Below are 12,928 nucleotides of genomic sequence, written 5' to 3' on the forward strand. Positions count from 1 at the left end.
GACGGGGTCCGCGCCGCAGCCGAAGGAGCCGGGCGCCCCCTCGGGGGGCGCCCGGCTCCCTGCTGTGCGGGTGCCGGGCCGCTACGCGGGCCCGGTCGCGCGGGCCAGGAGGGCGGCCCGGTCGACCTTGCCGGTGGCGGTGGTGTCGAAGCGGGGCAGCACCGTCACCGAGGCGGGCACCATCGGCCGGGGCAGCAGCTCGCCCAGGGCGCGCCGGACGGCGGCGGGCTCGGCGTCCCGGCCGGTGACGAAGGCGCGCAGGCAGGGGGTGCCGGTGCGGTCGTCCAGTACGACGACGGCCTCGCGCACGCCCGGCGCCCGGCGGGCGACCTGCTCGACCTCCTGGAGGTCGATCCGCCACCCGTTGAGCTTGATCTGGCTGTCCCGGCGGCCCGCCACCCGGAGGTTGCCGTCGCCGTCGAGCCGGCCGAGATCGCCGGTCCGGTAGACCCGGACGGTCCGTCCGGCCGGCCGCACCGTGGTGAACGGCGACGGGCCGGACCCCTCGCCGAGGTAGCCGAGGGCCACTCCGGGGCCCGCGATGACCACCTCCCCGACGACCCCCTCCGGCAGCACCGCGCCGTGCCGGTCGACGACGGCGACGGCGGCACCGGCCACCGGTGTGCCGACATGGATGCCGCCCGCCGGGAGCATCGGTCCCGCCGTGGCCGTCGACGTGGTCTCGGTGGGGCCGTAGAAGTTCCACACCTCGACGGCCGGATAGCGGTCCCGGACCCGGCGCAGCAGGTCGGCGGAGAGTGGTTCGCCGCCCAGCAGCAGCCGGTCCAGGCGCATCGTCGGGCCGTCCCCGGCGTCCTCCTCGTCGGACAGCAGCGCCGAGAAGTAGCTCGGTACGCAGTTCAGCGTGACCGGCGCTGCCATATGGCTCAGTTCGGCGCGGACCGCCTCCAGGTCCAGCCGGTGGGCGGTCAGCAACTGCACGCAGCCGCCCGCGTACAGGGGGCCCAGGGTCTGCTTGAGGCTGGCGTCGAAGATGGGGCTGGAGACCACGGGGACCGGGCTGCCGCCGGTCAGCAGGGCGCGGGCGGCCCAGTCCAGGTAGTTGTCCAGGCTGGGCCGGCCGACCGCGACCAGTTTCGGCACGCCGGTCGAGCCGGAGGTGCGCAGCAGATACGCCGGGGCCGCGAAGTCCCCGGCGGGCGGCGCGGGCAGTTCCTCCCCGTCCGGCCCGGCGTCCTCGATGTCGCGCAGCGCGAGGACGGGGCATTCTCCGGGGGCCGGGACGGCGGCCGCGCCGGTGCCGGTGAGCAGCAGGGACGCGCCGGAGCGTACGAGGGCGTCCCGCAGCCGGGCGGCGGGTTCCTGCGGGGACAGCGGCAGGAACGTGGCGCCGCGCGAGGAGACCGCCAGCAGCGCGGCGAGCAGGTCGGGTTCGGCGTCGGCCAGCACCGCGACGACGGCACCGTCGCCGAGTCCGGCCAGCCGGGCGGCCACGGCGGCGGCACGGCGGCCCAGCCGCCGGTAGCTCCAGGTGCGGATGCCCTGGCGGCAGGCGGGCGCGTCGGGCCGGGTCCTGACGTGCTCCCGGAAGCGGGCGGCCAGGGGCGTGGCGGGCGCCGCGGCGGCCCGCGCCTGGGCGCGGGCGAGCACCGCGGCCTGCCGCTCCTCCTGGCCGGCGGGGAGCAGGGCGAGTGCGGACAGCGGGGCGCCGGGGCGGGCCAGCAGGTCGGCGAGCAGGCCCTCCCACAGGTCGAGCAGCGCCCGCAGGCGGTCCTGTCCGGCCGGTGCGGCGGACTCGGCGCGCAGCACCGGACCGGTGCCGGTGCGGCGCAGCGCGAGGGTGATCCCGTCCCCGGCCGGGCACCAGAAGTCCAGCAGCTCCCAGCCCTGGGGCAGCGGCGGCGTGCCGCGACGGTCGAGGACGAGGTCGAAGGGCGGTGCGCCGGTGGCGGCGGGTCCGGTGGACGGCAGGGCGAGGGCCGTCCGCGCGTCCTGGTCCGGGTCCACGGGCCGGGCGGGCACGGCCTCCTGTGCCCCGCGCGCGCCGGTCCGGTCCGTCCCGGTCCGGTCCGTCCGGCCGGGGCGCAGGGTGCCCAGCGTCTCGGGGGCCACGCCCAGGCGTTGCAGTACGACGGTGAGCGCGAGGTGCGCCACGTCGTCGGGGGTGCGGCCCGTCTCGTCGGCCAGCCGGTCCAGGCGGGCCCCGAGGGCGGCGGGCAGGCGGCGGTCGAGGTGCCGGACGTACGGGCCGGAGCCGGTGCCGGGGATCACGTCGGCGAGGCGGAGCAGATCGCCGCGGGCCGCGTCCGGGGAGCCGCCCGGCCGCTCGGGTCCGGGCGGCTCCCCGGCCGGGGTCCGCTCCCACCGGAGGGTTCCGCCGCCGTCCCGCGCGTCCGGTGGAGCCAGCAGCCGGGCGGTGTCCGCGAACAGCCGCCCCACGGCGGCGGCGTCGGCGACGGCGGTGGCGGGGGCCGGGCAGGAGAGCGTCAGCTCGGCGCCGTCCGCCGTGTCGCGCACGGCGGTCCGTACGGACGCCGGGGCGGGCGGCCCGGGAGCCGCGGCCAGGGCCACGCCGAGCGCGGCGCGCACCGCGGCGGCGGTGGCGGACGCGATGCGCACGGACACGGTCAGCCGGTGCTCCCCGTGGCCGGACGGTGTCCCGGTGCCGTCCGTGCGGCTGTCGTCCAGGGTGAGGTGAGCGGGCATCAGCGGACCCTCCTGACGGTACGGTCCCGGCGGGCGCCGCGCCTCACCGGATCCCCGCCGCCGCGCACGCGGCGACGGCCTCGCACAGCAGGTCGGCGCCGGTGGCCGCCTGGTCCTCGCGCAGCACCAGGGGCGGGGAGACGCGCACGGTGCGGTCGCCCGCCTGGAGCACCAGCAGACCGCGGCGGAAGCAGGCGGCCTCCACCTCGGCGGCGAAGCGGGCCGAGGCGAAGGTGACGCCGATCATCAGACCGAGGCCGGTCACGCTCTCCACGTGCGGTCCGTCCGCGAGATGCTGGAGCCGGTCGAGCAGGAACGCGCCCTGCTTCAGGGCGTTCTCGGCCAGCGAACCGGTGACGAGGTCCGCCGTGGCGAGGGCGGCGGCGCAGCTGACGGGGTTGCCGCCGAAGGTGGAGCCGTGCGTGCCCACCGGCCAGTCCATCACTCCGGCGCGGGCGATCATCGCGCTCAGCGGCAGCCCGCTGGCGAGGCCCTTGCCGGCCAGCAGGATGTCCGGGGTCACGCCGTAGCGGTCGCAGGCCCAGAAGGCGCCGGTGCGTCCGCAGCCGGTCTGCACCTCGTCGGCGATCAGCAGGATGCCGTGCCGGTCGCACAGGGCGCGCAGGCCGCGCAGCCAGTCCGCGTCGGCGGGCACGTAGCCGCCCTCGCCGAGGACCGGCTCCACGAGGACCGCGGCCACCTCCTCGGGCGCGGTCAGCCGCGTGAACAGCACGTCCTCCAGATAGCCGGGGACGGTGGTGCGGGTGCCGTCGGGGTGGGTGAACGTGTCGTTGTACGGGGCGTGGAAGACACCGGGCGGCAGCGGGCCGAACCCGTCGCGGTAGGTGTGCTGGGAGCCGGTGACCGAGACGCTGCCGTAGGTGCGGCCGTGGAACGAGCCGAGGAAGGAGACGACATTGGGGCGTCCGGTGTGGCGCCGGGCGAGCTTGAGGGACGCCTCCACCGCCTCCGTACCGGAGTTGGCGAGGAACACCCGGGCGTCCTCGCCGAACGGGCTGAGGCCCGCGAGCCGGGCGCACAGCTCGGCGTAGACGGGGACGTAGAAGTCGGAGCTGCAATAGTGCAGCAGCCGGGCGGCCTGTTCCTGGACGGCGGCGACCACCCGGGGGTGGGCGTGGCCGGTGGAGTTGGTGGCGATGCCCGCGTTGAAGTCGAGCAGGACGTTGCCGTCGGCGTCCTCGATGAGGCAGCCCTCGCCGCGTACCGGGACGCAGGGGTAGGCGCGGGGCAGCGACGGGCTGGTGACCTGTTCGTCCTCGGCCACGGTCCGGCGGGCCCGGGGGCCGGGCAGGGGGGTGCGCAGCACCGGGCCGGAGTGGTCGCCGAGCCGGCTGACCTGGTCGTTCATGCCTGGTCTCCTCGCAGACTGTGGAGGGTGCGGCTCTGTTCCCGCACATAAAGCTGGGTGTAGTGCTCGCCACCGCCGCCGCGGCCGGTGCTGCCTGAGCCCTTCCAGCCGCCGAAGGGCTGCATGCCGGGCCAGGCTCCGGTGGTGGCGCCGCCGGGCCGGTTGACGTAGACGACGCCGCAGTGCACGCCGTCGAGGAAGGCGGCCGTCTCCGCCTCGTCGTGGGAGAAGAGTCCGGCGGACAGGCCGAAGCGGGTGGCGTTGGTCTCGGCCAGGGCGTCCTCGAAGGTGTCGAAGCGGGAGACGGCGACCAGCGGCAGGAACAGCTCCTCCTGCCACAGGGGTTCGTCGCGGGGCACGGCGACGACGGTGGGCTCCAGATAGACGCCGTGCGCGTACGGGCCGCCGGTCAGCCGGGCGCCGCCGGTGAGCACCGACCCGGCCGCTGCGGCGCTCTCCACGGCGCGGGTGAAGCGCTTGGCCGCGCGTTCGTCGATGACCGGGCCGTAGTCGGTGGCGCGTGCGCGCGGGTCGCCCACGCGCAGCCGGGCGGCCCGTTCGACGACGGCGGCGACCAGGTCGTCGTGGACGGTGTGCTGGACGAGGACCCGGGAGCACGAGGAGCACTTCTGCCCGCCGAACCCGAAGGCGGAGCGGACGATGCCCTCGGCGGCGGCGTCGAGGTCGGCGTGCCGGGTGACGATCGCGGTGTTCTTGCCGCCCATCTCGCAGACGACCGGGCGCGGCCAGGGTCCGGCCGCGGTGCGCCGGAGGATCTCGGTGCCGACGTCGTAGGAGCCGGTGAAGGTGATGCCGTCCACGCCCGCGCCGACGAGTTCCGCGCCGACCGTGGGTCCGTCGCCGAGCAGGACGTGCAGGGCCTCGGCGGGGACGCCCGCGGCCACGACGGTCTCGCGCAGCCGCAGGGCGGCCAGGTAGCCGTGCTCGGCCGCCTTGACGACGACGGTGTTGCCGGCGGCGAGGGCCGCGGCGGCGGGACCGGCGATCAGGGCCAGCGGGAAGTTGAACGGCGCGATCACCGCCCAGACGCCGTGCGGGCGCAGCACGCTGCGGGTCCGTTCGCGCGGGGAGGCACCGGCCATGGACCGTTCGAAGCCGCCGTCGGCCCGCCAGCGGGCGCTGTAGTAGCGGAAGAACTCGGCCGCCTCCTCGGCCTCGCCGATGGCCTCCAGGCGGGTCTTGCCGATCTCCAGTGTGAGCAGGACGGCCAGGTCGTGGACCTGTGCGGAGATCCGTTCGGCGGCGGCCTCCAGGATCTCCAGGCGTTCCGTCCAGGGGCGCCCGGCCCAGGCGGGCTGGGCGGCGCGGGCGGTGGCCACGGCGTGGTGGACCTTGTCGGGGTGCGCCTCGGTGAAGTGCCCGACGGCGATCCGCCCGTCGAGCGGGGAGTGTTCGGTGCGGTGCGGGCCGCGGGCGGCGCCGGGCGGGTGGTGCGCGCCCAGGCGCTGTGCGGCGAGGGCCTGTTCGTAGGAGCGGTGCAGTTCCTCCCCGGGCAGGGCCAGGTCCGCGTACGTGAGTCTGCTGGGTGCCATCGGTGCGTCCTTGCGAAGCGGGGGCGGTCGGGGGTCTCAGGCGGTGTGCCGGTCCCACCAGCGGCGGCCTTCGGGCGGCAGGGTGTGCAGCGGGTCGTAGTAGAGGAATTCGCCGGTGTCGCCTCTGTCGCCCGTGTCGGCGAAGCGGGCGCCGGTGGTGCTGGGCTCCCAGCGGGAGATCCCGGTGACGCGGTCGTAGGCGGCGGCCTGGTGGACCCAGCGTTTGCCGAGGTAGGGCACGTCGCAGACCAGGCGCGGCGTGGCGAAGCCCGGCAGGTGGCCCATCAGTTCGCTCTGGAGTTCCTGGGCGCGGCCGAGCGGCAGCCGCCAGTGCTCGCTCTGCGGGATCATGTCGCAGAGGTAGAAGTAGTACGGCATCACACCGGCGCCGTCGAGCAGGGCGAAGCACAGGTCGAGCAGCGCCTCGGCGCTGTCGTTGACCCCGGCGAGCAGGACGCCCTGGTTGCGTACGTCGCGCAGCCCGGCGGCCAGGACGGCGCGGGCGGCCTCGGCGACGAGCGGGGTCACGGACTGGGCCGCGTCGGCGTGGGTGTGCAGGGCGAGGGAGACGTCCTGGCGGGCGGCGCGCGCGGCGAGCCGGTGCAGGCCGTCGAGGACGTCCGGGGCGAGCCAGTGCTGGGGCAGCCCGACCAGGGCCTTGGAGGCGAGGCGGATGTCGCGGATGTGGTCGAGGTCCAGGAGCCGGTCGACGAACGCCTCCAGGCGCGGCCAGGGCACGTTGGCGACGTCGCCGCCGGAGACCACGACGTCCCGGATGCCCGGGGAGGCGCGCAGATGGGCGAGCATGGCCTCGGTGCGGTCGGCGGGGCGCAGCGTGAAGCGGGTCTTGGCGACGGTGGGCGTGGAGTTGCCGACCAGGTCCATGCGGGTGCAGTGCCCGCAGTACTGGGGGCAGGTGGAGACCAGTTCGGCCAGGACCTTGTTGGGGTAGCGGTGGGTGAGTCCCTCCACCGCCCACATCTCGGACTCGTGCAGCGAGTCGCGGGCGGCCATCGGGTGGGAGGGCCGGTCGGGGTGCCGGTCGGAGGCCAGGGGCAGCATGTAGCGACGGACCGGGTCGGTGCGGAACGCCTCGCTGAGGGAGCCGGGTCCGGCCGGACGGGCGTCGGGCATCAGGGTGTTGAGCATCTGCGGCGGGATCAGCAGGGACATGGTGGCCTGCTTGTCCTGGTCGGCCTGGAGGTCGTCGTAGACGCAGGTGTCGAGCAGGTCGCCGAGGAGCGCGCGCAGGTCCCGGACGCTCTTGACGCAGTGGCTGCGCTGCCACTGGGCGGAGCGCCACTCGGCCTCGGTGACGGTGCGCCAGCCGGGGAAGCGGGTCCGGTCGGGTTCCTCCAGGGCGCGCCGTCGGTAGACGTACGGCGTCCGGGGTGCGGTGGGGGCGAGGGCGGGGGCGGGGGCCGTCATGCGTCATCTCCGTGGGTGCGGCGGCGGTGGGGGCGGGGGTGCCGTCAGTGCTGCGTGCCGGCCTCCCGCAGACTCCGGGCGAGGGAGGTGACGGCGGGCCGCCGCAGCACGGAGTAGTGGTCGGCGTCGACGGGCAGGACCTCCGGTCCGGTGCCGCCGGTGAACCGTTCCCAGCCGAGCGCGGGCGAGGTGCCCTCGGGGCGTTCCTGTCCGGTGGCCCGCACCAGCAGGATCCGGTCGGCGTCGAGCCGCCGGGCACCGGGGCGGTAGCGGGCGGCGGCGCGGGAGTGGGCCAGGTAGACGGCGAAGCGGCGCCGCAGTTCGTCGTCGGGGCCGTCCGCCGTGCCGTCGGGCGAGACCAGGGATCCGGGGTCGGGGATGTCGCCGGGGAAGCCGGTGCCGGCGAGTTCGGCGGTGAAGGAGCGGGCGCGGGCGGCGGCGTCGCCGTCGAAGCCGTCGTAGGCGCGGGTGCCGGGCGCGTAGGTGTCGACCAGCAGCAGCAGTTCGGTGCGTTCGCCGTCGAAGGAGAGCTGGCGGGCGATCTCGTGGGCGACGAGTCCGCCCAGCGACCAGCCGGCGATCCGGTAGGGGCCCTCGGGCTGGACCTTGCGCATCTCGTAGAGGTAGGCGGCGGCGAGCTGGCGGATGTCGTCGCGGGGCCGCTCGCCGGGCGCGGTGCCCTGGGCGCGGAAGGCCAGGACGGGTCCGTCGTCGCCGAGTTCCCCGGCGAGCGCGCGGAAGGGCAGGACGTCGCCGCCGATGCCGTGCACGCAGAACAGCGGGCGGCCGCCGCCCGCGCCGCCGGAGAGCCGTACGAGCTGGCCCTCGTCCTCCGGTCCGGCCGCCTCGCGGGCGCTGTCGACGGCGCGGGCGAGTTCGGCGATCCGGGGCATCTCCAGGACCTGGCGCAGGGTGAGCTGGGCGCCGAGCTGCTTGCGCACCCGGGTGATCATGACGGTGGCGAGCAGGGAGTGGCCGCCGGTCTCGAAGAAGTCGTCGTGGACGCCGAGTCCGTCCTTGTGCAGCAGTTCGCCCCAGATCCGGGCGAGGGCCTGTTCGGTGGGGGTGGTGGGCGGGGCGGGCCGGTTCGCGGCGGTGGGCCGGGACCGGTCGAGCAGGGCCCGCCGGTCCACCTTGCCGTTGGGCAGCAGCGGCAGCGCGGGCACGGTGAACAGCAGTCCGGGGACCACCGGTGCGGGCAGGCGCCCGGCCAGGTGGCGGCGCAGCGCCTCGGCGCTGACGGCGGCGCCCTCGCGCGGGCTGTGGAAGGCGATGAGCCGGGTGCCGCCGTCCTGGGCGACGGCCTCGATGTGGCAGGCGGCGACGTCGGGGTGGGTCAGGGCGGCCGCCGCGATCTCGGCGGGGTGCACGCGTACGCCCCGGATCTTGAGCAGTCCGTCGCGCCGCCCCTGGGCGACGAGCGTCCCGTCGGGCCGCCGTACGCCGATGTCGCCGGTCCGGTAGGGGACGCCGTGGATGCCGGGCAGGACGTCGAGGTGTCCCGGCGCGCGCGGCGGGGCGAGGTAGCCGAGGGTGCCGTGGCCGGTGTCGATGACGATCTCGCCGCGCTCGCCGGGCGCGCAGGGGCGTCCGCCGCGGCCGAGCAGCCGGATCCGGGTGCCGGGCAGCGGCCGGCCGACCGGCTGCACCCCGGGCAGCGGCGGTTCGGGCACCTCGAACCAGCTCTTGATCATGGTGGTCTCGGTCGGCCCGTAGAAGTTGACGACCCGGGCCGGGCAGCCGGGGAAGCGGCGGCGCAGTCCGCTCACCGTGGCGTCGGTCAGCGGTTCGCCGGCCAGGCAGACCAGGCGCAGCGCGCCGAGGGTGGTCCCGTCGGCGTCCGCGGCGACGGCGAGCAGCGATCCCAGCACGCTGGGCGTGGTGTGCAGGACGGTGATCCGCTCGCTCTCCAGCCACTGGAGCAGGCGCAGCGCGTCGTCGCGGACGGCGGGCGCGGGCAGCACGACGGTGCCGCCGCAGGACAGCGGCAGGAACACGTCGCGCAGCACCGCGTCGAAGGAGTACGAGGTGAGCTGGGCGACCCGGTCGTGGGCGCCGACGTCGAACCGGCGGCGCTCCCAGTCGACGAAGTGGTCCAGCGAGCGCCGCAGTCCGAGGACCGGTTTGGGCTCGCCGGTGGTGCCGGAGGTGAAGAAGACGTACGCGGCGCCGTCGGGGACCCGGCTCGCCGGGAGGGCGGACAGGTCGGGCGGGGTCGCGGTGGGGCGGGCGTCGGGCCCGATGTGCAGGGCGGGCACGGGCAGTTCGGTGTCCGGTGCGCCGACGACGACGGCGAGCTGGACGCCCGCGCGGGCCAGCATCTCCCGGCGGCGCACCGGGGGCAGCGAGGAGTCGACGGGGACGGCGACGCGGCCCCGGTCGGTGGCGGCGACGAGCGCCGCGACGGAGGCGAGGTCGCGTCCGCCGAGCACGGCGACGACGGCGCGCTCGGGCAGCGCGGCGTCCAGGGTCCGTACGGCGTCGGCGAGTTCGGCGTACGTCCAGGTGCGCCCGTCCTCGCGGACGGCCGCCGCCCCGGGGGTGCGCCGGGCGGTCTCGGTGAACGCGGCGTGCGCGGAGGGCGGGGTGTCCTTCCCGGCCGCCTCGCTCCCGGCGTCGGACGGGATGGATTCCTGATCGTCCCGGCCGTCTTGGCTGTCCTGACCGTCTTTGCTGTCCTGCCCGTCCGGGCCGTCCTGGCTGTCCGGGCCGTCCGCCGGGAGCAGGGCCGGCTCGGGGGTGCGGGGGGCGCGGACGGCGGCGGCGAGCAGGGCGCGGTAGCGGGCGCCCAGCGCCTCGGCGACCTCGTCGTCGAACAGGTCGGTGTTGTACTCCAGTTCGCAGACCAGGCCGCTCTCGTCGGCCCGCACCATCAGGGTCAGGTCGAACTTGGAGGTCACGAAGGTGCCCTCCAGGTCCACCGGGCGCAGCGCGGTGGCCGGTCCGGTGCGCACCCCGCTCGGCGGCATCCGGAACAGCACCTGGAACAGCGGGGTGCGGCTCGGGTCGCGTTCCGGGTTCAGGCTCTCCACGATCCGGGAGAAGGGCACGTCCTGGTGCGGGTACGCCTCCAGGAACGTGTCGTGCACGCGCTGCACCGCGTCCAGGAAGCCGGGCCCGTCGGCGAAGCCCATGCGCACGGCGTGGGTACGGACGAAGAAGCCGACGGTCTGCTCCAGTTCGGCGTGGTCGCGGCCCGCGCTGTCGACGCCGACGACGACCTCGTCCTGATGGGCGGAGCGGGACAGCAGCAGTCCGAAGGCGGTCAGCAGGGCCGTGTAGCGGGTGAAGCCGTGGGCCTGGCAGAACCGGTCGAGTTCGGCGGCGAGCGGCAGGTCGAGGGTGAAGCGCCGCACCTTGCCGTGGTGCGTGAGGCGGGCCGGGCGGGGCCTGCTCAGCGGCAGGTCGAGCTGGGGGGCGTCGGCCAGCCGCTCGGTCCAGAAGGCCAGGTGCCCGGCCAGCCGTGTCTCGTCGGTGCGCTCCCGCTGCCACAGCGCGTAGTCGCCGTAGCCCGGCGGGAGGGGTGCGGCGGGCTCGGCGTGCCCGGCCAGGGACGCGTTCAGCTCGGCCGCCATCACCTCCCACGACCAGCCGTCGCAGACGATGTGGTGCACGGTCAGGCCGAGCAGCAGGCCGCGCGGTTCGGCGATCAGGCGGGCCCGCAGCAGCGGCCCCCGGGACAGGTCGAAGGGCCGGGCGGCGGCGGTGGCGAGGGCGTCCAGGGCGGCGGCGCGGTCCGCGGCCGCGGGCAGTTCGGCCAGGTCGGGCGCGCTGGTGTCGAGGACGATCTGCACGGGCCGGCCGTCGCCGCTCCCGCCGGTCCGGAAGACGGTGCGCAGCGCCTCGTGGCGGCGCAGCAGATCGCTCAGCGCGCGCTCGACGTCCACGGGCCGGGTGCCCGGGGCGACTTCGAAGGCGCCGGACATGTGGTAGGCGTGGCTGTCGGGGGCGACCTGGTGGACGAACCACAGGCCCTCCTGCTCCTGCGACAGCGGGAGCGGTCCGGTGCGGGTGCGGCGGGTGATCGTGTCGCCGCCGCCCGCGGTCCCGGCGCCGTGCTCGCGGGCCGCGGCGGCGAGGGCGGCGACGGTGGGGTGCCGGAAGAAGTCCTGCATGCCCACGTCGGCGCCGGTGTCGCGGCGCAGCCGGGACAGCACGCGGACCATCGTCAGGGAGTCGCCGCCCAGTTCGAAGAAGTGCCGCTCGCGCGGTACGGCGGCGACCGCCAGGCCGAGGACACCGGCCCAGACGGCGGCGACCTTGCGCTCCAGCGGGTCGGTCACCGGCTCCTCGGTCCCGGCGGGCTGTTCGTCGGCGGCGGGCGGCTCGGGCAGCCGGGCGCGGTCCAGCTTGCCGTTCCCGGACAGCGGCAGGGCCTCCAGGGGCAGCAGATGGGCGGGGACGGCGGCGGTGGAGACGCGGGCGGCGACCAGGTCGCGCAGGTCCTGCCGCCAGCCTGCGGGGGCGTCGGGGCCGAGGACGACGTAGCCGACGAGTTCGGGGCGGCCGTCCGGGGCGGTGCGGGCGACGGCGGCGGCCTGGCGCACCGCCGGGTGCGCGGCGAGCACGGCGGCCACCTCCGCGGGCTGCACCCGCACACCGCGCAGTTTGACCTGGTCGTCGAGGCGTCCGGCGAGGTGCAGGGTGCCGTCGGCGGTGAAGCGGCCCACGTCCCCGGTGCGGTAGACGCGGTCGGCCGGGTCGTCGCGGAACGGGTTGGCGGCGAAGCCGGATCCGGCGGGCGCGTCCAGGTAGCCGCGGGCCAGGAACGGCGAGCGGACGACGACCTCGCCGGGCTCGCCCGCGCCGCACAGCGCGCCGCGCCGGTTGAGCACCAGCAGCTGGGTGTCGGCGATGGGCGTGCCGACGGGCAGGACGGTGTCGGCGGGGTCCTCGGGGACCTCGTGGCAGGACTGGAGGATGGTGCCCTCGGTGGTGCCGTAGAGGTTGAGGACCACTCCGGTGAAGCCGGGGAAGCGGGTGCGCCAGCGGCGTACCAGGGCGCCGGTGAGCGGTTCCCCGGCCAGGCCCAGCAGGCGGACGGCGCGCAGCGAGGGGCCGCCGGTGCCGGGGGCGGCGTGCAGCCAGGAGGCGAGCACGCTGGGCACGGTGTGGACGACGGTGACGGCCTCCTCGTCGAACCAGGCGAGCAGCCCTTCGGGGTCCTCGAAGGGGCGGTCCGTGGGCGGCAGGCTGAGCGTGGCGCCGCAGCCCAGCGCGAGGAACACGTCGCGCAGTACGGCGTCGAAGGAGAACGAGGCGATCTGCGCGACGCGGTCGTGCGGCCCGAAGCCGTACCGGGTCTGCTCCCACTCGACGTAGTGGGCGAGCGCGCCGTGCCAGCCGAGGACTCCCTTGGGGCGTCCGGTGGTCCCGGAGGTGAAGATGACGTACGCCGGGTCCCGGGCGTCCACCTCGGCGAGCGCGGCGGGCCCGGTCGCGGCCAGCTCGGTGGCGCGCAGCACCGGCCGGTCCAGGCCCTCGGGGGCGTCGCCGGTGGCGATCACGCGGCGGGCGCCGGACTCCGCCAGCAGGAGCCGGGTGCGGTCGGGCGCCTGGGCCGGGTCCAGGAGCAGCAGGACGGCGCGGGCGCGCAGCACGCCGAGGAGCGCGGCCACCGTCTCGAAGGTGCGCCCGCCGTGCACCGCGACGGTCTCGCCGGGCGCGACGCCCGCCGCGGCCAGGCCGGAGGCGATGCGGTGGGCGCGGTCGGCCAGCTCGCGGTAGGTCCACGCGCGTCCGGCGCGGCGCACCGCGGGGCGGTCGGGTGCCTCGGCGGCGAGGCGCTCGACCCGCGCGGTCAGCGGTACGGGCAGGGTCGGCGTGAGGGGGGCCGCCGCCTGCGCCGTGGTCGGCAGGGCCGGTGCGGGGGCGGTGAGCAGGCCCGCCTGGCTGCTGTGCGGGGTCATGA

General features: G+C 76.4%; 5 protein-coding genes. All 5 read right to left on the reverse strand.

The genetic code is table 11. The features are described from left to right. Nucleotides 1–81: 81 nt before the first annotated feature. The 5 genes from ACWDYF_RS27670 to ACWDYF_RS27690 are packed head-to-tail and all read right to left on the reverse strand — an operon-like array spanning nt 82 to nt 12,926. Complete coding sequence (locus ACWDYF_RS27670; RefSeq protein WP_389468212.1) at nt 82–2,667, reverse strand: AMP-binding protein; 2,586 nt, start codon at nt 2,665–2,667, stop codon at nt 82–84. Between the two features lie 43 nt (nt 2,668–2,710). Further along, complete coding sequence (locus tag ACWDYF_RS27675; RefSeq protein ID WP_381741551.1) at nt 2,711–4,036, reverse strand: aminotransferase class III-fold pyridoxal phosphate-dependent enzyme; 1,326 nt, start codon at nt 4,034–4,036, stop codon at nt 2,711–2,713. Next, nucleotides 4,033–5,589, reverse strand: coding sequence for an aldehyde dehydrogenase family protein (locus tag ACWDYF_RS27680; protein WP_389468213.1), 1,557 nt, complete (start codon nt 5,587–5,589; stop codon nt 4,033–4,035). Before ACWDYF_RS27680 ends, ACWDYF_RS27675 begins: the two co-directional genes overlap by 4 nt. 36 nt (nt 5,590–5,625) lie before the next feature. Then, entirely contained in the window at nt 5,626–7,017 is a 1,392-nt protein-coding gene (locus ACWDYF_RS27685) for a KamA family radical SAM protein (RefSeq protein WP_389468216.1), read from the reverse strand. Between the two features lie 44 nt (nt 7,018–7,061). Next, a complete protein-coding gene (locus ACWDYF_RS27690) occupies nt 7,062–12,926 on the reverse strand; it encodes an amino acid adenylation domain-containing protein (protein ID WP_389468219.1) in 5,865 nt (1,954 codons plus the stop codon). Nucleotides 12,927–12,928 lie beyond the last annotated feature (2 nt).

It is taken from the genome of Streptomyces sp. NPDC003284 (assembly GCF_053589675.1).

What these genes read in the sequence shown, in the direction of transcription:
- ACWDYF_RS27685 (WP_389468216.1), bottom strand. Translation starts at nt 7,017, where the DNA reads ATGACGGCCCCCGCCCCCGCCCTCGCCCCCACCGCACCCCGGACGCCG.
- ACWDYF_RS27675 (WP_381741551.1), bottom strand. Translation starts at nt 4,036, where the DNA reads ATGAACGACCAGGTCAGCCGGCTCGGCGACCACTCCGGCCCGGTGCTG.
- ACWDYF_RS27690 (WP_389468219.1), bottom strand. Translation starts at nt 12,926, where the DNA reads ATGACCCCGCACAGCAGCCAGGCGGGCCTGCTCACCGCCCCCGCACCG.
- ACWDYF_RS27670 (WP_389468212.1), bottom strand. Translation starts at nt 2,667, where the DNA reads ATGCCCGCTCACCTCACCCTGGACGACAGCCGCACGGACGGCACCGGG.
- ACWDYF_RS27680 (WP_389468213.1), bottom strand. Translation starts at nt 5,589, where the DNA reads ATGGCACCCAGCAGACTCACGTACGCGGACCTGGCCCTGCCCGGGGAG.